The sequence below is a fragment of the Streptomyces maremycinicus genome, assembly GCF_001184025.1.
Classification (GTDB): Bacteria; Actinomycetota; Actinomycetes; order Streptomycetales; family Streptomycetaceae; genus Streptomyces; species Streptomyces maremycinicus.
The window spans coordinates 510,702-534,562 of sequence record NZ_BBYG01000013.1; the positions used below are offsets into that span (position 1 = coordinate 510,702).

A 23,861-nucleotide genomic window follows, 5' to 3' on the forward strand; every position below is an offset into this window, starting at 1 on the left:
GGCAGGCCGGGCTCAGGAGCCCCGGTCCCTGCCGCCTCAGGGCCTGCCCTAGGGCTCCACGACCGGCTCCTGGGCCGCCGCCGTCGTGCCGGCCAGCAGCGGGGCGTCCACCGGCACGTTCCGCTTCACCAGGGCCAGGGCCACGGGGCCGAGTTCGTGGTGGCGTACGGACGTGGTGATGAAGCCGATCTTGCGCCCGTCGGGGGCGTCGTCGGCGACCCGGAGTTCGGTACCGGCGGCCGGCAGGTGGACCTCGCTGCCGTCGAGGTGCAGGAAGACGAGACGGCGGGGCGGCTTGCCGAGGTTCTGCACGCGGGCCACCGTCTCCTGGCCGCGGTAGCAGCCCTTCTGGAGATGCACGGCGGTGCCGATCCAGCCGAGTTCGTGCGGGATCGTGCGGTGGTCGGTCTCGAAGCCGAGCCGCGGACGGTGCTGCTCGACGCGGAGGGCCTCGTGGGCGAGGATCCCGACCGGCGGACCGGCCTGCCCCGCGTACGTCTCCAGATCGGCGCGCGGCAGGAAGAGATCGCGGCCGTACGCGGTCTCCCGGACGACGACGCCCGGCGGGACGGGGGCGATGGAGCCCGCGGGAAGGTGGACGACAGCGATGTCGGCGGTGCGGTCGGCGACCTCGGCCCGGTAGAAGAACTTCATCGACTCCAGGTACGCGACCAGCGCCTCCTGGGTGCCGGGTTCGACATGGGCCCAGACGGTCACGCCGTCGTCCACCAGGTAGAGCGCGTGTTCGATGTGGCCGTTCGCGGAGAGGATCAGCGCTTCGGTGGCCTCGCCGACGCGGAGGTCGGTGACGTGCTGGGTGAGGAGAAGGTGCAGCCAGCTCAGCCGGTCCTCGCCGGAGACGGTGACGACCCCGCGGTGCGAGAGATCGACGAAACCGGTGCCGTCGGCGAGGGCACGCTGCTCGCGGAACAGGTCGCCGTAGTGACCGGCGACGCCTTCGTCCACACCCTCGGCGGGGACGGCGCCGGGCAGGGACAGCAGAGGGCTCTTCATGGACCCAAGCCTACGACTTGGTAATTGAACCCTTGAGCGTGCAGTCCTTGCACCGCCCGAAGATGGCGAAGTGCTTCATGTCCGTGTCGAAGCCGAAGGTCTCCCGCAGCTTGTCCCGGAACTCCGCGGCCACCTGGACGTCCGCCTCGATGACGTTGCCGCAGTCTCGGCAGACGAGGTGGATGTGGTGGTGCCGGTCCGCCAGGTGGTACGTCGGCGCCCCGTGTCCCAGGTGCGCGTGGCTGACCAGCTCCAGCTCCTCCAGGAGCTCCAGGGTCCGGTACACGGTGGAAATGTTGACCCCCGACGCCGTCTTCCTCACTTCCACGAGGATGTCGTCGGGGGTCGCGTGCTCCAGGGTGTCCACGGCTTCGAGGACAAGCTGGCGCTGCGGCGTCAGCCGGTAACCGCGCTGCCGCAGGTCGCTCTTCCAGTCAGTGCTTTCAGTGCTCACCACACCGAAGAGTCTAGAACTACTTGAAGAAGGCGATCCCGTCGTCCGGCATGTCGTCGGGGAGGGCCTTGGCCCAGCGCTCGACGTCCTCCGGGGTGACGACCTTCTTCAGGTGCGCCGACATGTAGGGGCGCAGCTCGACCTCGGGGGTCTGCTTCTCGCCGACCCACATGAGGTCGCTCTTGACGTAGCCGTACAGACGCTTGCCGCCCGTGTAGGGGCCGGAGGCGGCGGTGCGGGCCACCGCGTCGGTGACGAGGTCGATCTGCGGCTTCTTGTCGGCGAGCTCGCCGTACCAGATCTCGACCACCCCGTCGTCGCGGACCATGGTCACCTCGACCTTGCGGTCGGCGTCGACCCGCCAGAAGCCGGACTCCGACTCGAGGGGCCGCACCTTGTTGCCCTCGCCGTCCAGGACCCAGGTGTGGGAGTGGTACTCCAGGAAGTCCCGGCCGTCGTGGCCGAAGGTGACCTCCTGCCCGAAGTTGCACTTCTCGGAACCGGGGAAGTCGTGCACGCCCGCGCCCGCCCAGCTGCCCAGCAGGAAAGCGAGGGGGACGAGGTCCTTGTGGAGGTCGGACGGAATCTCGATCATGAGTGACAGTTCCTGGACGTGGTGGTCAGCGCTGGCCCTGGTACAGCTTCTTCACGGTCAGACCGGCGAAGGCGAGGGTGCCGACGCAGACCAGGACCAGCAGGGCTTCGAAGAAGATCTCCACAGGGTGCTCCTCGGATGAGCGTGCTTCGGGATAGGTACGGCAGGGCCGGCCCCCAGCTTACGCGGCCGGGGACCGGCCCTCCCGGTGAGGTACTCCCTCACGGGCGTCAGCCCAGCAGCTGGCTCTGGAGCGTGACGGTCTGCTGGAAGGGGACGGCCGCTGCGGTGCCCTTGCGGGACTGGAGCACCACGCCGATGACGTCGCCCGCGCGGAGGTAGGCCTGCCGCAGGTGCTCGGCGCCGTACGGCTTCACCTCGTCGTAGGAGTACCGCATGACGCTCATGGAGTCGAAGTCGGCGGCGGTGGGGTACTCCTCGTCGAACTCCGCCTCGGTGGCGCCGCGCACGGCGTGCAGGGGCGCGCCGTAGGTGGTGAACTCGCCGTAGACGTCGTCGGCCACCGTGCCCGTGTCGAACTGGAGCAGGTAGATACGGGTACGGGTGCCGTCCGGGGTGGTCCAGCCGCGGGCCGCGATGTGCCGCAGCCCGTTGTCGGTGAGCAGCTGGCCGACCTCGTCCCGGTCCTCCTTGGCCTCGAGCACCGCCAGGAAGTCCTTCGTCGGCAGCCAGCCGTCGGTGCCGTGCAGCGTCTTGTCGTCCGTCGCCCCCTCGGGCGCGGGCAGCAGCAGCGCGCGCAGGTCCGCGTAGTGGGACTGCGCCCAGTTCTTGGTCTCGAACGGCGCCGGGCTGCCGGAGGGCAGCGGCGGCCTGGTGATCTCCGGGTACGCCCAGCGGCCGTCCGACCCGGTGGCGAGCCCGGGCACGTCCGTGCGCTCCATGCTCGTGATCCCGTACGCCGTCCCGGCCCCGAGCGCGGCGAACACCGTGACGACGGCGGTCCAGCGCAGCACGGCCCGCAGGACCCGTCGGTCCTTCGGGGCGGCGGGCTCCTGCGGGGTGCCGGGCATCTCCTGCGAGGTGGCGGGCGTCTCCTGCGAGGTGGCGGGCGTCTCCTGCGAGGTGGCGGGCGTGGGCGTCTGCGCGGTGGGGAGGGGTTCGGCCGCCTCCGGAGGGGCCGTGTCGGCCGGGCCGACGGGCCGTCCGGCGGTGGCCGGCGTCTGCTGCTGCTCGGTCATACGGCCTGTCCCGGGTCGTCGATGCGGTCGAGTTGTGCGGTGAAGAACTTGGCGACGAACTTCGCGTCGAGCACACCGGGCGCGTCCGCGGTGACGCTGACCAGCACGTCTCCCACGTAGGCGGTGCAGAGCGCGAAGCCCAGCTCCTCGTCCTTGCCCTTGGGCGTCAGGAAGCACCGGGCGTCCTTGTTGCCCGCGATCTTCGGGCCCTTGCGGAAGACGTCCGTGGCGGCGAGGAAGCCGTTGAAGGAGGTGGCCGACTCCCGCACGGCGGTGCGGTTCTCCATCCGCGACAGGTTGACGTCGAACGCGATCACGTCGGTGGTGTTGTAGTCCGACCGGTCGACGACGTAGCTGCGCATCGCCACGCCCTTGATGCGCTCCTTGTCGATCAGCTTCTCCAGCTGTCTGCGGGACTTGCTGGGCAGGTCCTTGATCGACTCCTTGCGCAGGGCGGTGGCCTGCGCCCCGCTGAACTCGGCGTCCGCGCCGAACTCGCCGAGGTCGGGACCGCGGTCGAAGCCGTCGGTGCCGTAGGGCACCAGCAGGTCGCTCAGCTGCGACCCCTTGGCGTCGTCCCGTCCGGGCTTCTCGTCGTCCTGCGCGGGCGACGGGAACCTCCAGGTCGGCTTCCCGGGGTCGCGGTCGGCGTCCTGCACGGTGACGACGGTGTAGCCGACTCCGCCGACGAGCGCGCAGGCCAGCAGCGCGGCTCCCGCCACGGCGGCGACGCGGCCGGGGCGCGGGGTCCTGCGGGCGGGCTTCGTGACGGCGGGCTCGGCACCGCCGCCCGCGACCGCATCGCCGCCCTCGACGACCTCGGAAGTCCCGACGACCTCGGAGGCCTCGGGGGTCGTCGGGGTCCCGGGGGCCTCGGGGGTCGTGGGGGTCTTACGGGTCTCAGGGGTGTCGGGGGTCTCGGGGTTCTCGCTCACAGCTTTCCCACCTGCCGCTGGGCCAGGTCCATGATCTTCGCCTTGGAGATCGGCTTGGTGTCACTGACGTAGATCTCGACGTAGATGTCGCCCCGCCAGGCGTGCGCCTCGGCCGTGTACGCCGGGAGATAGCCCGGCTTCCGTTCGGGGGTGTCGTGCACGTACGCCGTCCCGTTGCCGTTCCCGGTGCCGGGGACGGGCCAGCTCCGGGTGTCGTCCTCGTCCTCGGCCCAGTAGTGGCCGTTGTCGGCCCACTCCGACGCGGCCGCCTTGCTCTCCTGGTGGAACTGCACGAGCCCGACGTGGACGTTGTACGTCCCCACCCGCCAGGCGGTCTGGGCCGCGCGGCGGAACTCGTCGTCGACGAGGTTGTTGAACGTGGTGGCCGGCTTGCTGTACTGGTCCGCGTAGGTGGACAGATCGGTCCAGCCGTCGCCTTCCAGCCCGAGCGGGCTGTCCTTCGCGCCCTTGGGGCGGGTGATCAGCAGCTTGCGCAGATCACCGTCCGTCTTGACCCGCCGGTCCTGCGCCGCCGACAGCGGCTCGACCTCGCCCTCGGCCTGTTCGAGCACCGGCTGGGAGAGCGGCGGCAGCGCCGTCGGTTCGCGGTCGGCCTGGACGAGGAACCCGGCGCAGGCACCGGCGACGACGCCGAGCACCGCGGCTCCGGCGATCATCAGCGTCGTGCGTCCGCGGCGGCGACGGGGGCGCTCGACGGACGCTTCCGCGTCGACGTCGGCGACCGCCGCGACCGTCGCGACCGCGACCGCGCCGGTCACCGCCTCGGCGTGCCCCGCCGTCCCGTCCGCCTGGGCGTTCGCCCCGGCGGATGCCTCGTGATCCGTCTCGACGACCCCGATGTCACCCACTACCTCTTCGGCCCTTTCAGGACCTTCCACAACATCCCCCTCAGAAGCGTGAAGCGCGTATTCCGTATCGCGCTCCACAGGAGACCCATGGTCAACTCCGGGAGTTGTAGCCGAGTTGATTACGATTCAGCCATGGCGAAGAAGCTCGTGATCAAGGTGACAGCAGGGGCCGATGCGCCCGAGCGGTGCTCTCAGGCGTTCACGGTCGCGGCCGTCGCCGTGGCCAGCGGGGTCGAGGTGTCGCTGTGGCTGACCGGGGAGTCCGCCTGGTTCGCGCTGCCGGGCCGGGCCGCCGAGTTCGAGCTGCCGCACGCGGCTCCCCTGCCCGGCCTGCTCGAATCGATCCTGGCCGGCGGCCGCCTCACCCTGTGCACCCAGTGCGCGGCCCGCCGGGACATCACGGAGAAGGACGTGATCGAGGGCGTACGGATCGCGGGAGCACAGGTGTTCGTGCAGGAGGCGCTCACCGACGGCGTCCAGGCGCTCGTCTACTAGGCACCGGGCCCAAGGCACAAGGCGCCGGGCACAAGGCGCCAGGCACCGGACGCTGCGGACCAGGCGCTGCGGACCGGGCGCTCGCCCACCGGGAGGGACCCTAGGGCCGGTCCTGGGGGCGGCGTCTCTTGCCGTCCAGCTCGTCCCACCACTCGTCGGACTTCGGGTCGCCGGAGGGGTCGTCCCACCAGCGGTCCTCGGGGCCGCGCCGATTGGCGACCATCGCGGCGAGCGGCGGGATGACCATGGCCACGACACACATACCGACGGCCACGGGCATCGACCAGATACGCACGACTCCCCAGGCCAGGACGAACAGCACGACGCAGCTGCCCATCATGGCGAAGTAGACGTGCCTCCGGCGGGCGTACATGCCTCAAGGATAAGACCGGCCGGGCCGATCGGGGCGGGCCGATCGGGCGGGGCCGGGTACGGCGGAAGGGCCGTGCCCCGGGGTGTTCGACCCTGGGGCACGGCCCTTGCGCCGTCGGTGTCGGAGCCGGGGCTCAGACCGCGATCGCGACCTCCGCGAGACCGCCCTGCTGGGCGACGACCGTGCGGTCGGCGGTGCCGCCGGGGACGAGGGCGCGAACGGTCCAGGTGCCCTCGGCCGCGTAGAAGCGGAACTGTCCGGTGGCGGAGGTCGGGACCTCCGCGGTGAACTCGCCGGTCGAGTCCAGCAGACGGACGTAACCCGTCACCGGCTCGCCGTCCCGGGTCACCTGACCCTGGATCGTGGTCTCACCGGGCTTGATCGTCGAGGCGTCCGGGCCGCCGGCCTTCGCTCCACACATGTGCTTCTCCAGAGGTCGTTCAGGTCGGTCTAGGGCGGATTACTTGTTGGCGCCGAGCTCGATCGGGACGCCGACGAGAGAGCCGTACTCGGTCCAGGAGCCGTCGTAGTTCTTGACGTTCTCCACGCCCAGCAGCTCGTGCAGCACGAACCAGGTCAGGGCCGAGCGCTCGCCGATGCGGCAGTACGCGATGGTGTCCTTGGCCAGGTCGACCTGCTCGTCGGCGTAGAGCTCCTTGAGCTCGTCGTCCGACTTGAAGGTGCCGTCGTCGTTGGCGTTCTTCGACCACGGGATGTTGCGGGCGGACGGGACGTGGCCCGGACGCTGCGACTGCTCCTGCGGCAGGTGGGCCGGCGCCAGCAGCTTGCCGCTGAACTCGTCGGGCGAGCGGACGTCGACGAGGTTCTGCGAGCCGATGGCCGCCACGACGTCGTCTCGGAAGGCGCGGATGGACTTGTCCTGCGGCTTGGCCTGGTAGGAGGTCTCGGGGCGCTCGGGCACCTCTTCGACCAGCTCGCGGGCGTCCAGCTCCCACTTCTTGCGGCCACCGTCGAGAAGCTTGACGTTGTCGTGGCCGTAGAGCTTGAAGTACCAGTAGGCGTAGGACGCGAACCAGTTGTTGTTGCCGCCGTAGAGGATCACCAGCGTGTCGTTGGCGATGCCCTTGGCCGACAGGAGCTTCTCGAAGCCCTCCTGGTCGACGAAGTCACGGCGGACCGGGTCCTGGAGGTCCTTGGTCCAGTCGATCCGGATGGCGTTCCGGATGTGGTTCTTCTCGTACGCGGACGTGTCCTCGTCGACCTCGACGATGGCGATGTCGGCGTTGTCGAGGTTGGCCTCGACCCAGTCGGCGTCGACCAGGACGTCACTGCGGCTCATGCTCGTTCTCCTCCGGGGCAGTTGCGGCGGGGGTGTGCAAGAAAGAGGGGTGCGCGGCCGGGACTCGCCGGCGGCCGGCGCACGGATGCCCTCGGATCGAGGGCGCCGGGAGGCGCGGAAGGCCGGCGGCGCTTCCGCTCAGAAAGTGCGACAGAGCATGGCGGCGACGCGGCACAGGTCTACTGCCCGCCGCTTCGTGAGATCCGCCTGTCGCTGCATCATGCCGACGATCGTAGGGACGGACAGGTGGGCATGTCACCAGCGTGCCGAATGATGAGACGCGATCGTCCGGATAGTGGGACATGACGAACGCCCGGGCCGCCGTCGCACGGCTTCCGGGCGTTTGTGTCCGCCGCCACCTCTACGGTGCGGACGGCAGCGTCTCGCCTGTCGGACACTCGCCGTCCATCAGAGGTCAGCCCTACCCGGCCAGCCTGACGTTCGAACCCTTCACCGAGATGTCCACGCCGTCCGCCCCCGCCTGGACCTTGTCGAGCTGGATCCCGCCGGGCAGGTCGTCGATCTTCTGCTCGAAGTCGGTGATCGAGCGCACCTCGGTCTCGGCGGCCTGGATCCCGCCGAAGCTGGGCAGCGAGTCGGCGTGCACCCGGACGGTGTCGCCCTCGACGGTGACGGTGCTGAGGACGTACACGGGCTGCGGCAGCTTGGTGCCGAGCACCGTGGCCTCGACGGCGACCTTGATCTTTCCGTTGCCGCCGTCGGAGAGACCGATCACGCTGGCGGTGACCCCCTGCACCACCCGCGTCGGCTCGGACTTCGCCGTCTTCAGCAGTTCGGCGTAGGTGATGGACGCGGTGCCGGTGGCGCTGGAGGCGGTGGCGGAGCTGTAGTCGCCGGAGAACTCGACGCCCTTCATGTCCGCCTGGAGGTCGTCGATACGGATCGTTTGACCGCTGGTGCCGGTGGCCGCCTCGTAGTCCTTGATGCCGACCTCGACGTCGTCCAGCGAGCCGCCCACGACCTGGGTGAGGAACGGGAAACCCTTGATGGACACGTCCGGGCTGGTGGCGAGGCCCTCGTTGGCCTTCACCTTGTCGGCGACCTCGCCCTCCGCGAAGTTCACGGCGAGGCGGTCCGCGAGCACGAACAGACCGCCCAGGACCACGACGACGACCAGCAGTATTCGAAGCGCACGCATGCGGTAGTTCCCCCACCCGGATGGCCTGAACGGTTCATTGACAACGGTTCAAGGTAACCCCGCGCGGAAGGGGCACCGGCGATTTGTCGATCACCTGTGACAGACCATCACCGCTCTTTGCCCCTTACACCGCTTTACGGCGCTCTTCGGCTCCTGCTCCTAGGCCAGCGCCCGGCCGAGCACGTAGACCGCGGGCGCGGCCGCGGCCAGCGGCAGTGCCACGCCCGCCGTGAAGTGGACGAAGCGGGAGGGGTAGTCGTAGCTCGCGACCCGGTGGCCGATGAGCGCGCAGACCGCCGCGCCCGCGCCGAGCAGCGCGCCCTTGGCGCCCATGCCGGTCATCCCGCCGACCGCGATGCCCGCGCCCGCCGCGGCGAGCAGGGACACCACGACGGAGGCCGGGGTGGGCAGCGGCAGCGCGCGGGCCAGGACGGCCACCGCCACCGCGGCCGCGCCGACCGTCACCGCGTCCGGCTCGGCGCCGAGGTGCCCGGTGGCCAGGACGGCCAGCGCGGAGGAGGCGACGGTCGCCATCAGTCCGTACATACGTTCGTCGGGGTCGGCGTGCGAGCGCAGCTGGAGCACCAGGCAGAGCAGGACCCACACGCCGAGGGTGCCGAGGATCGCGGCGGGCGCGTTCTCCCGGCCGGCCGCGAGCAGTGCCGCGTCCGACACCAGCGCGCCCAGGAAGGCGAGCGCGATGCCCTGGCGGGCCGGCCACATGCCGTTCAGCCGGAACCAGCCCGCCGCCGTGACGGCCTGGAGCGCGACGAGCGGGACGAGGAGGGCGTACGAGCCGATGGCCGCCGCACCGGACAGGAGCAGCCCGAGGAGCGCGGTGAGCGCCGCGGGCTGCATCCCCGGCTCGATGATCGGCGAACGCCCCTCGAGGCGGGCCCGCTGGGCGTCGGTCACGCGGGCGTTGCCCGCCAGGGTCGCGGGGCCGTAGGTCATGCCGGTGCCTCCGGTCGCGGGTTCCGGAACGGGGGCGGGAGCGAAGGGGGCGGCGGGCACCGGCGCCTGCCAGTCCCCCGCCTGTGCCTGGGCCTGGGCCTGCGCCTGCGCCTGGGAGTGGGAGTGGTGCTGGGCCTGCCCCTGATGGTGCGGCTGCGCTTGCTGTTGCGCCTGATGCTGCGGCTGGGCCTGCGCTTGCTGCTGCGGCTGGGCGTGGTTCTCCGGGGGCAGGGGTGCGCTCGCCGACGGGCCGTCGCCGTAGGACGTGCTGCCGTAGGAGGTGCTGCCGTAGGACGAGGTGTTCCCGTACCCGGACGAGTCCCCGTACGAGGCGGAGTCGCCCTGGCCGCGGGCGTCGTACCCGCCGCGGGTGTCGTACCCGCCGGGGGCGCCGTCGTACGCGGGAGTGCCGCCGTACGCGGGAGTGCCGCCGTACGCGGACGAGTCGCCCTGGCCGCGGGCGTCGTACGCGTGCCGCGGGTTGCCGTGCACCGGCGCCTCGCCCGTCTGCGGGGGCAGGTAAGCGGTCTGGGCCGGGTCGGCCGCGGTGACCGGCGCCTGGACGCTCGTCTCCCAGGTCTCGCCCTGCCACTGCTGCGTGTGCTGGAGGTGGGCCTGCGGGTCCTCGTACCCCTGCTGCTGCCCCGGCCACGCCTGCTGCACGGCCTGCTGGGGCTGATGTGCCTGCTGGGGCTGGTGGGGTTGCTGCGGGGCGTAGGGGTCGTACCCCTCGTAGCCCTGCTGGTCGTACGGCTGGTCCGTCATCTCACCCTCCTGCGAACGGCGGGAGCACCTCGACCGTGCCGCCGTCGGCCAGCCGTACCGTCTCATGTCCGCGGGTGCCCACGGGGTCACCGTCGACGAGGAACGAGCATCGTTGCAGGACACGCACGAGTTCACCGGGGTGTCGCGCACGTGCGGCGTCGAGTGCCTCGGCGAGCGTGGCCGCGTCGTGCGGCTCCTCGGCGACCCCGGCCGCGGCCTTGGCGGCCGCCCAGTAGCGCACCGTGACCTTGGGCATCAGGTTCCTCTGTCGATCGGCTGTGTACACGGTCAGGCTAGCCCGCCCGCGCGACCGCCCAGTCCCCGATACGGGCCAGCAGACCGTCCTCGGCCGCGTGCTCGGCGTGGCCCATGCCGTGCTCGACCCAGAGTTCGGCGTGCCCGGCGGCGGCCTCGGCCAGCATCCGGGGGTGGTCGAGGGGGAAGTAGCCGTCCCGGTCGCCGTGCACGATCAGCAGCGGGACGGGCGCGATCTTCGGCACCGCCTCGACCGGGGAGAGCGGGACCGGGTTCCACTCCCGGCGGTGGATACGGGTGCGGAAACCGTAGCGGCCGACCAGCCGGCCCTCGGGACGGGTGACCATCCAGTGCAGCCGGCGCATCGGGGCGGTACCGCGGTAGTACCAGCGGGCGGGGGCGCTCACGGAGACGACGGCGTCCACCGTCCCCTCGTACAGCGCCGCGTGCCGCAGGACCACCGAGCCGCCCATCGAGAAGCCGACGGTCACCACGCGCGCGTGCCCGAGCGAGCGGGCCCACTCCACCACGGCGGCCAGGTCGAGGACCTCGCGGTCGCCGACCGTCGAGTGTCCGCCGGAGCGGCCGTGGCCCCGGAAGGAGAAGGTGACGACGGCGCCGTGCCGGGCGAGGGCGGACGCCACGCGCCGCACGTGCGGGCGGTCCACGTCCCCGGTGAAACCGTGGGCGAGGACGAACACCGGATGACGGGTGGATGGCGCGGAGGCGTCGTATACGGCCGCACCCGGTTCGTATACGGAATCGACGGCGATCCCGTCGGCGGTGGTCAGAAACGTCCGCAAAGGAGCGTGTGTGCCCGTCTCGTCATTCGGACGAACGGTGGAACGTGCCACATGACCTGCCGGACCGCTGCTCATGTGGGCTATTCTGCTGGACAGAGGACTCGGGCAGCGTAGCCCCCGGGTCCTTTTGTGCTTTCGGAAGCGTTGTATACGAAAAGGGAACCGGGCGGAAAACGCCAGGTGACCGCGGGTGTACGGCCCTTCGGGATCGCAGAGCAGTGCCGCAAAATCCGCAGTGCCGCAATGTCCTCGCAGGGACCGAGGAGGAACCGGACGTATGAGTTCTCTGCTGCTCCTGACCAACGCTCTCCAGCCGTCGACGGAGGTGCTGCCGGCTCTCGGACTGCTGCTGCACAACGTGCGGGTGGCACCGGCCGAGGGCCCCGCCCTCGTCGACACCCCCGGCGCCGACGTCATCCTGATCGACGGCCGCCGTGATCTCCCCCAGGTCCGCAGCCTCTGCCAGCTGCTGCGCTCCACCGGACCCGGCTGCCCGCTCGTCCTGGTCGTGACCGAGGGCGGCCTCGCCGCCGTCACCGCCGACTGGGGCATCGACGACGTACTGCTGGACACCGCGGGGCCGGCCGAGGTCGAGGCCCGGCTGCGACTGGCCATGGGCCGCCAGCAGATCGTCAACGACGACTCCCCGATGGAGATCCGCAACGGCGATCTGTCGGTCGACGAGGCGACGTACAGCGCGAAGCTGAAGGGGCGGGTCCTGGACCTCACCTTCAAGGAGTTCGAGCTCCTGAAGTACCTGGCCCAGCACCCGGGCCGGGTGTTCACTCGCGCACAGCTGCTCCAGGAGGTCTGGGGCTACGACTACTTCGGCGGCACCCGTACCGTCGACGTCCACGTACGGCGCCTGCGCGCCAAGCTCGGCCCCGAGCACGAGTCGCTGATCGGAACCGTCCGGAACGTCGGTTATCGATTCGTTACCCCTGAGAAGGGGGAGCGCGGAAGTGACGACGCGAAGGCCAAGACGGACCGGTCGGAGCGGTCGAACACGGACGATGCGGACAAGGTGGACGCCTTGGACGCCGCCGAGGTCACGGCGGAAGCGTAGTACCCGCCGGTAAGCCCGGCGCCCGCTCGGGAAGGGCGTTGCTCGCGCACAGGGAAGCTCCTGTACGCCCTGCCCAGAGCGGGTCCATCCGCGTAGACTCCGCGCGTGGCCAAGGTGACTCGGGATGATGTGGCGCGACTGGCGGGTACTTCTACCGCCGTCGTCAGCTATGTCATCAACAACGGACCCCGGCCGGTCGCCCCGGCCACGCGCGAGCGTGTCCTCGCCGCCATCAAGGAGCTGGGGTACCGGCCCGACCGGGTCGCCCAGGCGATGGCGTCCCGGCGCACCGACCTGATAGGCCTGATCATCCCGGACGCCCGTCAGCCGTTCTTCGGCGAGATGGCGCACGCGGTCGAGCAGGCCGCCTCCGAGCGCGGAAAGATGGTGCTGGTCGGGAACACCGACTACGTCGCCGAGCGCGAGGTCCACTATCTGCGGGCGTTCCTCGGGATGCGCGTCTCGGGCCTCATCCTGGTCAGCCACGCGCTGAACGACCTGGCGGCCGCGGAGATCGACGCCTGGGACGCCCGGGTGGTGCTGCTGCACGAACGCCCCGAGGCGATCGACGACGTCGCCGTCGTCACCGACGACCTGGGCGGCGCCCAGCTCGCCGTACGCCACCTGCTGGAGCACGGCTACGAATACGTGGCCTGTGTCGGCGGCACCGCGGAGACCCCCTCCGTCGGCGACCCGGTCTCCGACCACGTCGAGGGCTGGCGGCGCGCGATGGACGAGGCCGGTGTCAGCACGGAGGGCCGGCTCTTCGAGGCGCCGTACAACCGCTACGACGCCTACCGCGTCTCCCTGGAGCTGCTGGCGGGCCCGGACCGGCCGCCGGCCGTCTTCTGCTCCACCGACGACCAGGCGATCGGCCTGCTGCGCGCGGCGCGCGAGCTGCGCATCGACGTGCCCGGCGAGCTGGCGGTCATCGGCTTCGACGACATCAAGGAAGCGGCCCTGGTCGACCCGCCCATGACAACGATCGCCTCGGACCGCTCGGCGATGGCCCGGGCGGCGGTCGATCTCGTCCTGGACGACGGTCTGCGGGTCGCGGGGTCGCGGCGCGAGCGGCTGAAGGTGTTCCCGTCGCAGCTGGTGGTCCGCCGGTCCTGCGGCTGCGACGAGCCGCCGCCCACGGGCCCCGGACGCGTCGCGGACACGGCGTCCGCACCGCTTCCGAGGCCTGTCTGAGACCCGTCTGAGAGGTCCGGCCCTTCTGCCGGAACGCTCTTTATATCGGGCATACGAGGTTCTGGCGGGCTTCTCAGGGAGCACTCAGGGAGCTCTCATGGTCGGGCGGGAAGCTTCTTCCATGACCGAGAGCATCCGCCGCAGCGGCGAGTACGAGAACTTCGAGAACCCGTACCAGGCCCCGTACGAGGGCGCCCAGCAGCACGCCTCCTCCCCCGTCGCCCCCTCCCCGGTGAACCCGGAGTGGCCGCCCCCGCCGGCGTACGAGCCGGTCGCGCGGCAGCAGTCGGTACAGCAGCCCGCGCCGCAGGCCGCCTACCGGCAGCAGCCGGCCGTCGAGCCCACCGCGGTGTGGCAGACGCAGGCGGCCGGCGGCTCCGACAACGGCGGCCACGGCGGCAACGGCGGCGGAACCGCTCTTCCCACCCCCCTGGCCGCCGAGCCCGCGCCCGCCGGGAAGAAGCGCGCCCGCGGCCCGTTCGCCCTGCTCGCCGCCGTGGCGATCGTGGCGGCGGCCATAGGCGGCGGCACGGCCTACGGCATCCAGGAGCTGACCGGCAAGGACGAGGTGGTCTCCTCGTCCACCACCACCAGCGTGGTGCCCTCCAGCAAGACGGGTGACGTGGCCACCATCGCCGCCACGGTCAGCCCGAGCGTCGTCGAGGTCAGCGCCACGCTCAGCAACGGAACGTCCACCGGCTCCGGTGTGATCATCACCAGCGGCGGCGAGATCATCACCAACAACCACGTCATCTCCGGCGCCACCTCGATCAAGGTGTCGACGAGCGACGGGAAGTCGTACACCGCCGAGGTCGTCGGCACGGACAGCAAGAAGGACCTCGCCCTCATCAAGCTGGAGAACGCGTCCGGCCTGAAGGCGGCGACCCTCGGCAACTCCGACGGCGTCAAGGTCGGCGACACGGTGGTGGCGATCGGCTCGCCCGAGGGCCTGACCGGCACCGTCACCAGCGGCATCGTCTCCGCGCTGAGCCGGGACGTGACCGTCTCGACCGACGAGAGCCAGAGCCAGGGCGGTCAGGGCGGCCAGGGCGGCGACGGCAACTGGCCGTTCCAGTTCGGCGGCCAGCAGTTCAACGGCGACACGGGCACGTCCACGACGACGTACAAGGCACTCCAGACGGACGCCTCCCTGAACCCCGGCAACTCCGGCGGCGCGCTCATCGACGCCAGCGGCAACATCATCGGCATCAACTCCGCGATGTACTCCGCCGCGACGGACTCCTCCTCGTCCGCCGACGCCGGCAGCGTCGGTCTCGGCTTCGCCATCCCGATCAACACCGTCAAGGCCGACCTCGCCACGCTGCGGGCCGGCGGCTCCGACAGCTGACACCCCACCACCCAGTCAGGGAGTACGTCATGATCAAGCAGGTTTCGCACACGGTGACCGGTTTCGGTGCGGCCGACCTCGGCCTGGCCCTCGACGTGGCGTACGAGCTGCACCCGCCGGTCGCGCCGGCCCGCGCGCCGGAGGTGGCGGCCCCCCAGCTGATGGGCCTGCGCACCAGCGCGGCCCGCCCCCACCAGCGCAAGGTGCCGCTGAAAAGGCTCGCGGCCCTGCGCGGCTGATCTCCCCACCACCCCACTCTTCACGCGCACACCGGGAACCGTGCGAGGCTGAGGACACTCAGCACGTTCAGCAGGTCCGGCCTCCCGTCGTCCCACCGCACCCGAGGAATCCACGCCCATGAGCCCCGCCGAAGGCGACCGTGACACCCAGCGCATCCTGATCGTCGACGACGAGCCGGCGGTGCGCGAAGCGCTCCAGCGCAGCCTCGCCTTCGAGGGCTACGACACGGAGGTCGCCGTCGACGGCGCGGACGCCCTGGAGAAGGCGACGGCCTACCGGCCCGACCTGGTGGTGCTGGACATCCAGATGCCGCGCATGGACGGTCTCACCGCCGCGCGCCGCATCCGCGGGGCCGGCGACACCACGCCCATCCTGATGCTCACGGCCCGTGACACGGTCGGCGACCGGGTCACGGGACTGGACGCCGGGGCGGACGACTACCTGGTCAAGCCCTTCGAACTGGACGAACTGTTCGCCCGTGTCCGCGCCCTGCTGCGGCGCAGCTCCTACGCGGCGGCGGCCGGGGCGGGCACGGTGGAGGAGGACGAGGCCCTCACCTTCGCCGACCTGCGCATGGACCTCGCCACCCGCGAGGTCACCCGCGGCGGACGTCCCGTGGAACTGACCCGCACGGAGTTCACCCTCCTGGAGATGTTCATGGCACACCCGCGCCAGGTGCTCACCCGTGAGCAGATCCTGAAGGCGGTCTGGGGCTTCGACTTCGAGCCGTCGTCCAACTCGCTGGACGTGTACGTGATGTACCTGCGCCGCAAGACGGAGGCGGGCGGAGAGCCGCGCCTCGTGCACACCGTGCGGGGCGTGGGATACGTGTTGCGACAGGGCGGGGCGGAGTGAACAAGCTCGTACGGCGGTTCCGGACCCTGCCCATCCGGGCCCGGCTGTCCATGCTCGTCGCTGCCGCTGTGGCTTTCGCGGTGGCGGCGGTATCGGTGACCTGCTGGTTCATCGTGCAGGGCAAGCTGTACGACCAGGTGGACGACGACCTCAGGAAGATGTCGCAGCCACAGCGCTACGACCAGGTCCAGGACCTGCTCGCCACCTGCCCCCAGGCCGCTCAGACCGATCAGGGCGACGAGCCCGACATCAGCGACCTCTGGACCCGGAACACGTACATCCAGCTGGTCAAGCAGGACGGGACGGCCTGTGTCTCCGCGACCTCGGCGGGCACCGTCAAGGTCACCGGTGCCGACAAGAAGGTGATCAAGGAGGCGACCAGCAGCGGTGAGGGGATCATCCGCAACGGCACCGACTCGGACGGCAATGCGGTACGCGTGCTCACCACGCCCCTGATCGTCAGCCAAAGGGGCGGTCCGCCCCAGCTCCTCCCCGACGTGGCACTCCTCATCGCAGCTCCCCTGAAGAGCACCGAGTCCACCCTCAACGACCTCGCCCTCATCCTCCTTCTCGTCTCCGGTATCGGAGTCGTCGGCGCCGGTGCCGCCGGGCTCGCGGTGGCCCGTGCGGGGCTGCGGCCGGTCGACAAGCTCACCGAGGCCGTCGAACACGTGGCCCGGACCGAGGATCTGAGCATCCGGATCCCCGTCGAGGACGACAGCGACGACGAGGTGGCCCGCCTCTCCCGCTCCTTCAACTCCATGACCGCCTCCCTCGCCAGCTCCCACGAGCTCCAGCAGCAGCTGATCGCGGACGCCGGGCACGAACTGCGCACGCCGCTCACCTCGCTCCGCACCAACATCGAGCTCCTCACCCGCAGTGAGGAGACGGGCCGGCCGATCCCCCCGGCGGACCGCAAGGCGCTCCTCGCCTCGGTGAAGGCGCAGATGACCGAGCTGGCCTCGCTCATCGGCGACCTCCAGGAACTGTCCCGTTCCGAGGGCCAGCGCGGCGAACGCGTGCAGGTCGTCTCGCTGGAGGACGCGGTGGAGTCGGCGCTGCGCCGGGCCCGTCTGCGTGGCCCGGAGCTGACCATCACCGCGTCGCTGGAGCCCTGGTACACCCGGGCGGAGCCGGCCGCGCTGGAGCGGGCGGTGGTCAACATCCTGGACAACGCGGTGAAGTTCAGCCCCGAGGGCGGCATCATCGACGTCCGGCTGAGCCACGGGACGCTGACCGTCCGCGACCACGGCCCCGGTATCCCCGCCGAGGAACTCCCGCACGTCTTCGACCGCTTCTGGCGTTCCCCCAGCGCGCGGGCCCTCCCGGGCTCGGGCCTCGGTCTCTCGATCGTCGCCCGCACGGTGGAGCAGGCCGGTGGCCAGGTCTCGCTGGCCCGCGCGGACGGCGGCGGCACGGTGGCGACGGTCCGGCTGCCGGGGGCTCCCACCCCGCCGCCGGAGGACCCCGCCCTCACGTCGTAGCAGGCGGGGCGGCTCCCACCTCCCGCTCCCCCCTTTCCTCCCGCTCCCCCTCCTCCCTCCCCCGTATTTCCGTGAGTTCGGCAACCTTTCCGATCCGGGCGGCGACCCAGCAGCGCATCACCTTCCCCCCGCCCCGCACGGAACGGAGCGTCGTATGAGCGCGCACCGCAGCACAGGCATCAGCAGGCCCCGTCACCGCAGGCGCGGCACCGCCCTCGCGTTCGGCGTACCCCTCGCCCTCATCGCCGCCGGCACCCTCGCCTACGGCACGGACCTCGGACTCTTCGGCGCGCAGGCGCAGGCGAGAGCGGCCACCACCACCACGCTCACCGTCGCCAAGGACGGCAGCGGGCAGTACACGACCGTGCAGGCCGCCGTGAACGCCGTACCGGCGAACAACCCCGCGCGCGTGGTGATCGCCGTGAAGCCGGGAACGTACCGCGAGCTGGTCAAGGTCCCGGCCAGCAAGCCGCACGTCACCGTTCAGGGCACCGGCGGCAGCCGCAAGGACACCACGATCGTCTACGACAACGCCTCCGGGACGCCGAAGCCCGACGGCTCCGGCACGTACGGCACCGGCGGCAGCGCGACCGTCGCCGTCGACGCGGACGACTTCCAGGCCCGCAACCTGACGATCTCCAACGACTTCGACGAGGCCGCCCACCAGGACATCGCGAACCAGGCGGTCGCCCTGCGCACCTCCGCCGACAAGGTGTTCCTGGACGGCGTCATCGTCAGCGGCGACCAGGACACCCTGCTGGTGGACACCGCGGCCAAGGACAAGCAGGGCCGCGTCTACGTCACCGACTCCTATGTCATCGGCAACACCGACTTCATCTTCGGCCGGGCCACCGCGGTGATCGACAGGTCCGTCATCACCTTGAAGAAGCGCTGGAACGGCACCTCGGCCGGCTATGTCACGGCCCCGAGCACCGCGGCGGGCCGCAAGGGCATCCTGATCGCCAACTCCACGGTCGGCGGTGACGTCGCCGACCGCAGTTTCCACCTCGGGCGCCCCTGGCACGCGGGCGGGGACGCGGCCCTGGACCCGCAGACCACCGTCCGCAACACCGTCCTGAGCGCCGCCGTCAGGACCACGCCGTGGACCGACATGAGCGGCTTCTCCTGGAAGGACGACCGGTTCGCGGAGTACCGGAACTCCGGCGCGGGCGCGGGCGCCGCGAGCGCCGACCGCCCGCAGCTGACCGATGCCCAGGCCGCCGACCAGGAGGTCGCGGACTGGCTGGGCGACTGGACCCCCACGGCCCCCTGACATCCCCCTGCCAGCTCCGCCACAGCCCCTCGTTCCACCGTGAGGGAATGGTGATACGAACGGTGAAGGGGACGGCGGAGACGGCGGCTGCGGGCGGGGGAACGGCGGGGCAGGCACGTACGGCGGGCCGCATCCTGCTGGCCGACGACGACGCGGAGGTCCGTGAGGGACTCGGCCGGCTGCTCCGCTTCGAGGGCTACGAGACCGTCCTCGCCGGTGACGGGCGGCTCGCCCTCGACCTCGCGCTCGATCTTGCCGGGGCCCCCGGCAACGCCCCCGACCTCGTCCTGATGGACGTCACCATGCCCGGCCTGGACGGACTGGCCGCGACCCGGCGGATCCGGGCCTCCGGTTCCACCGTCCCGATCCTCATGATCACCGGCCGGGACGCGGTGGGCGACCGTATCGTCGCCCTCGACAACGGCGCCGACGACTACCTGATGAAGCCGTTCGCCGCCGAGGAGCTGCTGGCCCGGGTGCGGGCCCTGCTGCGCCGGGGGACCCGCCGGACGTCCCCGCCCGCCGGGGCGGCGTCCGCCCGGCTGGCCTTCCAAGACATCGCGATGGACGTGTCCTCCCGCACCGTCACCCGCGCGGCCCGTCCGCTCGACCTCACCCCCACCGAGTACGCCCTGCTGGAGTACTTCCTGCGCCATCCGGCGAAGGTCCTCAGCCGCGCGCGGCTCCACCGGGACGTCTGGGGCTTCGACTTCGAACCGACGTCCAACACGCTCGACGTGTACGTCATGTACCTGCGGCGCAAGCTGGAGGAGTACGGCGAACCCCGGCTGATCCAGACGGCGCGGGGGCTGGGGTACATGCTGCGGGCGGGGTGACGGCCTGCACCACCGTGTCGCGCCCGCGCCCCCGGTTCCGGTACTGCCTCAGAGGCGCAGTACCAGCGTGTCGTCGGTGAGCCGCTCGCCTCGCGCGGCCTTCCGCGCCGGCTCCGACCAGGGTTCGACCAGCCTGGTGTAGGCCTCGCAGCGGGTCATCAGCTCGTCGTGCGTGCCCTCGTCCAGCAGCCGTCCCTCGTCCACGACCAGGATGCGGTCGGCGTCGGGCGCGAGGCTCAGATCGTGCGTGATCATGATGGTCGTGCGGCCGGACATCAGACGGCGCAGGGGCTGGACGATCTGCCGGGCGGCCACCGAGTCCAGGCCGGCGGTGGGTTCGTCGAGGACGAGGACCGGGGCCGCGCGGAGCATCGCTCGGGCGATGGCGATCCGCTGGAGCTGGCCGCCGGAGAGGGCCGCGGTGCCGGGGGCGATGTGGGTGTCGTAGCCGTCGGGTAGGGCGGCGATGAACTCGTGGGCCGCGGCCGACGCGGCCGCCGCCTCGATCTCCCGGTCCGTGGCGCCCGGGCGGCCGCACCCGATGTTCTCCCGGATCGTGCCGTTGAGGACGAGCGTCTGCTGGGGCACCAGGGCCGTGATCTCGCGGACGAACTCCAGCGGGACCTCCGTGAGCGGGATCCCGTCCAGGCGGACGACGCCCGCGTCGGGGTCGTAGAAGCGGGTGAGGAGTTTGGAGAGCGTGGACTTGCCCGCCCCGCTCGCACCCGTGACGAGGACCAGTTCGCCGGGGTCCGCGGTGAAGGTGACGTCCCGCAGCGACTCGCGGGCCGCGTCGGGGTAGCGGAACGAGACACCGTGCAGGCTGACCCGGCCCCGGACCGGCCAGGCGGGGACGGGGACGTCCGGGTCCAGCACCGACGGCTGCGCGTCCAGGAGTTCCGCGATGCGTTCCGCGCCCGCCGTGGCCGCGGTGACCGTCAGGCCGAGCCCGCCGAGGCTGCGGACCGGCGGGTAGAGGTAGCCGATGAACGCGGCGAAGGCGAGCAGGGCGCCGAGGGTCATCCGGCCGGCCGAGATCTCCCAGACGCCCAGGCCGATCACCGACAGGACGCAGAGGGTCTCGACCACCTCGACGAACTGCTCGTACATCTCGCTCAGCCGCGCCCCGCGCACACTGGCCCGCATCCACGCGCGGGCCTCCTTCTCGAGGCGTCGTTCCTCGTCGCGGCGGCGGTTGTACGCCTGGGTCAGCACGACGTTGCCCAGCGACTCCTCCACCACCGAGGTGATCGCGCCGTCGGCGACGCGTTCGTCCTGCGACGCCTGCTTGATCCGGCCGGAGAAGCGGCGCGCGGCGAGGAGGAAGAGGGGGGCGAGGACGAAGGTCGCGAGGGCCAGGTCCCAGCGCAGCCACAGGGCCGCCGCCGCGTAGAAGACCGCCGAGAAGGCGGCGGAGACCGTGCCGACCACGCCCGACACGACCAGTTGCTCGATGGCCTCGACGTCTCCCGTGAGGCGTTCCACCAGGTCGCCGCGGCGGTGCCGCTGGAAGAAGTGGGGCGGCAGGTCCTGGACATGGCCGAAGACGCCCGCGCGCAGCCGGAGGACGAAGCGTTCCGCCGTCCAGGTCGCGAGTGAGTTGCCGAGGTAGCCGACGAGTGCGCCCAGCGCGGCGACCCCCAGCCAGGCGCCGGCCGGACCCCAGAAGGCGTCGAGCGAACCGGCCTCGAGGGCGTTGTCGGTGAGTTCGGCGAACAGCAGGATGGAGGCCGTCTCGGCGAGCGCGGACACCACCACACAGGCCATGATCACCAGCATCCTCCCGCGGTCGCCGCGGGTCAGCGGCCAGAAGCGGCGGAAGGCCTCGCGGGCTTCCCTCATGTCAGCAACTCCCTCGGCTCCCTGCGTGTACGTGCGACATGGCCGAGGCGGGGTCACCGGCTCTCACCGGTGACCCCGCCTCGTGGCGTGCCGTCAGCCCTTGTGCGAGACCGGGCGGCGCTTCGGGGCGGCCTTCTTGGCGGCCTTCTTCTTGGCCACGGGCTTCGCGGCCGGGGCGGCGGCGGTCTTGCGGTTCTTCGTGACGGGGGCGATCTTGTGGAAGCTCATGGGAATTACCTCTCCAATTATCAGGCGCTGATTATGTTCGGTTTACGCGCGGCTTATTCGTCGCGGGTTTGCAACAGTTCCGACCGCGACTCAGCCCTTATGGGAGACCGGGCGACGCTGCTGAGTCACCTTCTTGGCGGCCTTCTTCTTGGCCACGGGCTTCGCGGCCGGGGCAGCGGGGGTCTTGCGGGCCTTCTTGACGGGCGTGATCTTGTGGAAGCTCATGACGTTCTCCATCCGTTGTGTTCGCTCACTTCGCTTTCGCGTCGTTCGCTTTCGACATGGAAAACACTACGGGACGATCGGAGAGGAAAAAGCCAATTCCGCTGAGACCTCGATGAATTGCGACTGAGACGAGTTTTCAGACGGCGGTGGGAACCAACCGTGAACTCACACAGGTCTTAATACGAAGAGGCGGCCGCGTCGGTGACGCGGCCGCCTCTTGAATGTCCTGCCGAAAGGGTTACTGCACGATCGAGATCCGGTTCGCCGCCGGCGGGGCGATCGGGCCGGTGGCCGAGGAGTTGGCGAGCAGGTACTGCTCCAGGGCGGTCAGGTCGTCGGCGCCGACGACGTCGCCGGTGCCCAGGCCCAGCGTGGTGAAGCCGTCGCCGCCGCCCGCGAGGAAGCTGTTCGTGGCGACGCGGTAGGTGGCGGCCGGGTCGATCGCCGCGCCGTTCAGCCTGATGGAGTCCGTGACGACACGGTCGGCGCCGCTCTTCGTCAGGTCCAGCGTGTACGTCAGGTTGGCGGACGGCTGAAGGATCTTCGGCGCGCTCGTGTTCGTCCCGCTCACCTGCTCCTTGAGGACCTGGATCAGCTGAGCGCCGGTGAAGTTCTGGAGGTTCACGGTGTTGGAGAACGGCTGGACGGTGAAGCCCTCGGCGTAGGTCACCACGCCGTCGCCCTCGGTGCCCTTGGCCGCGTAGGTGAGGCCCGCCCGGACGCCGCCCGGGTTCATCAGCGCGAGGTCCGTCTCCGGGTCGAGCCCCTTGCCGTACCAGAGCTGGGCGTCCGCGATCAGGTCGCCCATCGGGGACTCGGTGCCGGTGCTCGGCACGTCCGCGGAGATGTAGCCGATCGGGCGGTTGCCGACGGGGGCCGCCAGGGTGTTCCACTTGGCGATGAGCTCGGTCATGTCGGGCGCCTTGGCGACGGTCCGGGTGACCACGTGGTTCGCCGACTTGACCGCCGTACGCGCGATGTCACCGGTGAACCGGTCGTACGTCAGCGTGGTGTCCGTGTACAGACGGCCGAAGGACGCGGCCGAGGTGACCGTGCGCGGCTTGCCCGCCGGGTCCGGGATCGTGCACGCGTACGCGGCGTGCGTGTGGCCCGTCACCAGCGCGTCCACCGCCGGAGTGACGTTCTTCGCGATGTCGACGATCGGGCCGGAGATGCCGGCGCCCGCGCCCGCGGCGTCACAGTCGTAGTTGTAGGAGCCCGAGGCCGGCAGCCCGCCCTCGTGGATGAGCGCCACGATCGACTTCACGCCCTGCTTCTGGAGCACCTTGGCGTACTTGTTGATCGTCTCGACCTCGTCCTTGAACTTCAGGCCCTTGACGCCCTCGGCGGACACCACACCGGGGGTGTCCTCCAGCGTCACGCCGATGAAGCCGATCTTGACGTCCTTCTTCTTCCAGACGAAGTACGGCTCGAGGATCGGCTTGCCGCTCTTCTCCGACAGGACGTTGGCCGCCAGGTAGGGGAAGTCGGCCCCCTGGAACCTCTTGTCCGTGTAACAGCCGGCCGTCGGGTGGCAGCCGCCGTTCTGGAGCCGGGCCAGTTCCTTGGCTCCCTCGTCGAACTCGTGGTTGCCGACCGACGTGACATCCAGGTCGAGCTTGTTCAGCGCCTCGATGGTGGGCTCGTCGTGGAACAGACCCGAGATCAGCGGGGAGGCGCCGACCATGTCGCCGCCGGCCGCGGTGACCGAGTACGGGTTGCCCTTGCGGGCCTCGCGCAGATGCGTGGCGAGGTACTCCACACCACCCGCGTCGATCGTCTTCGTCGTGCCGTCCGCCTGGAGTTCGGTGACCCGGCCGGAGGAGCCGGACGGGGGCTCGAGGTTGCCGTGCAGGTCGTTGAAGGACAGCAGCTGCACGTCCTGGTAGCGGCTCGGCAGCGGCTTGGAGTGCTTGGCGTCGTGGGCGTCCGCCGGGAGCGCGGCGGCCATGGCACCGGCGGTGGCGAGGCCCGCGGCGGCCGCGAGAAGACGGTACGTACGACGTCTGCCGTTCGGATGCGGCTGGAAAGTGGCTGGCATGCGCCCCCCTGAGGTGTCTGCCTGGATGTCTGCGTGCCCGGGCCCGACCGGCCCTGGGA

Annotated in this window: 26 protein-coding genes and 1 pseudogene; 9 read left to right on the forward strand and 18 right to left on the reverse strand. The window is 70.9% G+C overall.

All coding sequences use genetic code 11. The features are described 5' to 3' along the window. Positions 1-48 precede the first annotated feature (48 nt). From ygfZ to AOQ37_RS17955, 6 genes are all read right to left on the reverse strand, one after another. On the reverse strand, positions 49-1,014 hold the full coding sequence (ygfZ, locus tag AOQ37_RS17930) for a CAF17-like 4Fe-4S cluster assembly/insertion protein YgfZ (protein ID WP_062645523.1): 966 nt from the start codon (positions 1,012-1,014) through the stop codon (positions 49-51). Positions 1,015-1,024: 10 nt separating this feature from the next. Further along, entirely contained in the window at positions 1,025-1,471 is a 447-nt protein-coding gene (locus AOQ37_RS17935) for a Fur family transcriptional regulator (protein WP_020130354.1), read from the reverse strand. 16 nt (positions 1,472-1,487) lie between these two features. Beyond that, positions 1,488-2,063 (reverse strand): heme-binding beta-barrel domain-containing protein, encoded by a 576-nt coding sequence (locus tag AOQ37_RS17940; RefSeq protein ID WP_062645524.1) that lies wholly within the window; start codon positions 2,061-2,063, stop codon positions 1,488-1,490. A gap of 230 nt (positions 2,064-2,293) precedes the next feature. Further along, on the reverse strand, positions 2,294-3,262 hold the full coding sequence (locus AOQ37_RS17945) for a hypothetical protein (protein ID WP_062645525.1): 969 nt from the start codon (positions 3,260-3,262) through the stop codon (positions 2,294-2,296). Further along, complete coding sequence (locus AOQ37_RS17950) at positions 3,259-4,197, reverse strand: hypothetical protein (protein WP_063781155.1); 939 nt, start codon at positions 4,195-4,197, stop codon at positions 3,259-3,261. Before AOQ37_RS17950 ends, AOQ37_RS17945 begins: the two co-directional genes overlap by 4 nt. Continuing rightward, positions 4,194-5,066: a hypothetical protein gene (locus tag AOQ37_RS17955; protein WP_234436930.1), complete on the reverse strand. Its 873-nt coding sequence runs from the start codon at positions 5,064-5,066 to the stop codon at positions 4,194-4,196. The genes AOQ37_RS17950 and AOQ37_RS17955 overlap by 4 nt, the downstream gene beginning before the upstream one ends. Positions 5,067-5,198: 132 nt before the next feature. Here AOQ37_RS17955 and AOQ37_RS17960 point away from each other — a divergent pair, with 132 nt between their 5' ends. Next, positions 5,199-5,561 carry a DsrE family protein gene (locus tag AOQ37_RS17960; protein WP_062645526.1) on the forward strand — a complete coding sequence of 121 codons (363 nt, stop codon included), beginning with the start codon at positions 5,199-5,201 and terminating at the stop codon, positions 5,559-5,561. Positions 5,562-5,661: 100 nt separating this feature from the next. On the opposite strand, the gene AOQ37_RS17965 is transcribed toward AOQ37_RS17960, so the two are convergent. The 8 genes from AOQ37_RS17965 to AOQ37_RS17995 form a co-directional block, all read right to left on the reverse strand. Next, a complete protein-coding gene (locus AOQ37_RS17965) occupies positions 5,662-5,934 on the reverse strand; it encodes a DUF3099 domain-containing protein (protein ID WP_062645527.1) in 273 nt (90 codons plus the stop codon). A gap of 133 nt (positions 5,935-6,067) precedes the next feature. Continuing rightward, on the reverse strand, positions 6,068-6,355 hold the full coding sequence (locus AOQ37_RS17970; RefSeq protein WP_004986406.1) for a DUF1416 domain-containing protein: 288 nt from the start codon (positions 6,353-6,355) through the stop codon (positions 6,068-6,070). A gap of 39 nt (positions 6,356-6,394) precedes the next feature. Beyond that, positions 6,395-7,234 carry a sulfurtransferase gene (locus tag AOQ37_RS17975; protein WP_062645528.1) on the reverse strand — a complete coding sequence of 280 codons (840 nt, stop codon included), beginning with the start codon at positions 7,232-7,234 and terminating at the stop codon, positions 6,395-6,397. A gap of 138 nt (positions 7,235-7,372) precedes the next feature. Continuing rightward, entirely contained in the window at positions 7,373-7,456 is an 84-nt protein-coding gene (locus tag AOQ37_RS42135) for a putative leader peptide (RefSeq protein WP_351766844.1), read from the reverse strand. A 199-nt stretch (positions 7,457-7,655) separates the two neighbouring features. After that, on the reverse strand, positions 7,656-8,393 hold the full coding sequence (locus AOQ37_RS17980; RefSeq protein ID WP_062645529.1) for an LmeA family phospholipid-binding protein: 738 nt from the start codon (positions 8,391-8,393) through the stop codon (positions 7,656-7,658). A 159-nt stretch (positions 8,394-8,552) separates the two neighbouring features. Further along, positions 8,553-9,839, reverse strand: a complete 1,287-nt coding sequence (locus AOQ37_RS17985) for a hypothetical protein (RefSeq protein ID WP_374701512.1) — start codon at positions 9,837-9,839, stop codon at positions 8,553-8,555. Between the two features lie 274 nt (positions 9,840-10,113). Then, positions 10,114-10,368, reverse strand: coding sequence for a MoaD/ThiS family protein (locus tag AOQ37_RS17990; protein WP_062645531.1), 255 nt, complete (start codon positions 10,366-10,368; stop codon positions 10,114-10,116). A gap of 37 nt (positions 10,369-10,405) precedes the next feature. Next, positions 10,406-11,245, reverse strand: a complete 840-nt coding sequence (locus AOQ37_RS17995; RefSeq protein WP_078890236.1) for an alpha/beta hydrolase — start codon at positions 11,243-11,245, stop codon at positions 10,406-10,408. 202 nt (positions 11,246-11,447) lie between these two features. Between AOQ37_RS17995 and AOQ37_RS18000 the strand changes: the two genes are divergently transcribed. The 8 genes and pseudogenes from AOQ37_RS18000 to AOQ37_RS18035 all read left to right on the forward strand — a co-directional run bounded on the left by AOQ37_RS18000 (position 11,448) and on the right by AOQ37_RS18035 (position 19,466). Further along, on the forward strand, positions 11,448-12,236 hold the full coding sequence (locus tag AOQ37_RS18000; RefSeq protein ID WP_062645533.1) for a winged helix-turn-helix transcriptional regulator: 789 nt from the start codon (positions 11,448-11,450) through the stop codon (positions 12,234-12,236). A gap of 105 nt (positions 12,237-12,341) precedes the next feature. Then, positions 12,342-13,430 (forward strand): LacI family DNA-binding transcriptional regulator, encoded by a 1,089-nt coding sequence (locus AOQ37_RS18005; RefSeq protein ID WP_234436931.1) that lies wholly within the window; start codon positions 12,342-12,344, stop codon positions 13,428-13,430. Between the two features lie 121 nt (positions 13,431-13,551). After that, complete coding sequence (locus AOQ37_RS18010; protein WP_062645534.1) at positions 13,552-14,778, forward strand: S1C family serine protease; 1,227 nt, start codon at positions 13,552-13,554, stop codon at positions 14,776-14,778. A 29-nt stretch (positions 14,779-14,807) separates the two neighbouring features. Then, entirely contained in the window at positions 14,808-15,017 is a 210-nt protein-coding gene (locus tag AOQ37_RS18015; protein WP_062645535.1) for a hypothetical protein, read from the forward strand. A 118-nt stretch (positions 15,018-15,135) separates the two neighbouring features. After that, the gene (locus tag AOQ37_RS18020) at positions 15,136-15,873 is read left to right on the forward strand and encodes a response regulator transcription factor (RefSeq protein ID WP_062645536.1); all 738 of its coding nucleotides are present in this window, start codon (positions 15,136-15,138) and stop codon (positions 15,871-15,873) included. Then, positions 15,870-17,357, forward strand: a complete 1,488-nt coding sequence (locus tag AOQ37_RS18025) for a sensor histidine kinase (RefSeq protein ID WP_062645537.1) — start codon at positions 15,870-15,872, stop codon at positions 17,355-17,357. The genes AOQ37_RS18020 and AOQ37_RS18025 overlap by 4 nt, the downstream gene beginning before the upstream one ends. 307 nt (positions 17,358-17,664) lie before the next feature. After that, positions 17,665-18,630: pseudogene (locus tag AOQ37_RS18030) on the forward strand (pectinesterase family protein); the annotation flags it as partial. 47 nt (positions 18,631-18,677) lie between these two features. Continuing rightward, positions 18,678-19,466 (forward strand): response regulator transcription factor, encoded by a 789-nt coding sequence (locus AOQ37_RS18035; RefSeq protein ID WP_078890237.1) that lies wholly within the window; start codon positions 18,678-18,680, stop codon positions 19,464-19,466. 48 nt (positions 19,467-19,514) lie between these two features. Here the strand turns inward: AOQ37_RS18035 and AOQ37_RS18040 are convergent, their stop codons facing one another. The 4 genes from AOQ37_RS18040 to AOQ37_RS18045 form a co-directional block, all read right to left on the reverse strand. Further along, the gene (locus tag AOQ37_RS18040; RefSeq protein ID WP_062645539.1) at positions 19,515-21,308 is read right to left on the reverse strand and encodes an ABC transporter ATP-binding protein; all 1,794 of its coding nucleotides are present in this window, start codon (positions 21,306-21,308) and stop codon (positions 19,515-19,517) included. A 93-nt stretch (positions 21,309-21,401) separates the two neighbouring features. Next, a complete protein-coding gene (locus tag AOQ37_RS41815) occupies positions 21,402-21,536 on the reverse strand; it encodes a hypothetical protein (RefSeq protein WP_267888013.1) in 135 nt (44 codons plus the stop codon). Positions 21,537-21,626: 90 nt separating this feature from the next. After that, positions 21,627-21,761, reverse strand: a complete 135-nt coding sequence (locus AOQ37_RS41820; RefSeq protein ID WP_267888014.1) for a hypothetical protein — start codon at positions 21,759-21,761, stop codon at positions 21,627-21,629. Between the two features lie 238 nt (positions 21,762-21,999). Further along, entirely contained in the window at positions 22,000-23,802 is a 1,803-nt protein-coding gene (locus tag AOQ37_RS18045; protein ID WP_062645540.1) for a bifunctional metallophosphatase/5'-nucleotidase, read from the reverse strand. Between the last annotated feature and the right edge of the window lie 59 nt (positions 23,803-23,861).